This window comes from Candidatus Arsenophonus triatominarum (assembly GCF_001640365.1).
In the GTDB taxonomy this organism is placed as follows: domain Bacteria; phylum Pseudomonadota; class Gammaproteobacteria; order Enterobacterales; family Enterobacteriaceae; genus Arsenophonus; species Arsenophonus triatominarum.
This window is the reverse complement of the sequence record NZ_LWMI01000048.1, coordinates 1-1,062: the sequence shown is the minus strand read 5'-3', so window position 1 is coordinate 1,062 and position 1,062 is coordinate 1. Positions and strand designations below refer to the sequence as shown.

The window sequence follows — 1,062 nt, the reverse complement described above, 5'->3', positions numbered from 1 at the left end:
TTCTTTCTAAGTTTAGCTTGCGAGCACCGAACAGCGGCGACGAGGAAGCGGAAGTTAGTTTGTAGCTATTGAGTTGTCTGCATCGTACGGAAAAAAACACAATTATAATATAAGATAAGAGCAATTTTGGTATTTAATATTAAATATCATATAGTTAATTAATTTTATTTTACTCTATTTGAGTATAAGTATCTTTATATCAAGTAAAAGTGTTAATCATATAAAGTAAATGTATTACTTATATTAAGTAGAACTATTACTTATTTTACTTGAATTATCATATTATCTTTACTCAAAAAAAGTAATATTATACTTGACATTTATTATTTTATTACTTAAATTTTGAGTAATAAAATGAGTTTTTGGAGAGTAAAGGGTTGTCTAAAACTGTATTTAGAAGCGAAAAAAGTATAGTTGATACAGAAACTGGAGAGATAAAACGTCTTGAATCTATCAATACGGTTCGTCTTCCAGAAGAACCTCCGTATGTAAAACTATATCTAGACGATTTAGTTCGTATAAATGATCTTCCAAAGAGCACATCTAAAATACTTTATCAATTTGTTAGAAAAATGAATTATGACGGTCAAATTATTTTGAACGCTGCTGTTAAAAGAATGATTGCATCATTAATTAATGTAAAAGAGCAATCTATTTCAAACTCAATAACTTGTCTTATACAAAAAGATATTATGCAGCGAATAGATACAGGTATTTATGTACTTAATCCCACTTTGTTTGCAAAAGGGGCATGGGGAGATGTACGTAAATTAAGAGAAAAATATCTTGAATTAAAAGTTACTTATACTCCAGAAGGAAAAGAATTTTAGCATCAAACTTAAAAGATTCAATTTAAATTAACACTGACTACAGGAAGGTCTAAGTTCCCGTAGCCAGCTAACCCTAAACCTAGGTTAAGTAGGAGTAAGGCTAATGAAAAAGTCTACCTTCCGCGTGCGCGTAATTGAAGCGCAAAATCAAATCATCGAGTTATTCGTTCGAACCTCACGCAATTTAACCCGTCAGCTGCCCGAATTCTCCAGCGAGTTGGGGGTGCGGCAT

General features: G+C 31.5%; 1 protein-coding gene. It reads left to right on the top strand.

All coding sequences use genetic code 11. From position 1 onward, the window contains the following. The first annotated feature begins 377 nt into the window (after nt 1-377). Nucleotides 378-830 (top strand): replication/maintenance protein RepL, encoded by a 453-nt coding sequence (locus tag AYJ55_RS21175; RefSeq protein WP_063657808.1) that lies wholly within the window; start codon nt 378-380, stop codon nt 828-830. Nucleotides 831-1,062 lie beyond the last annotated feature (232 nt).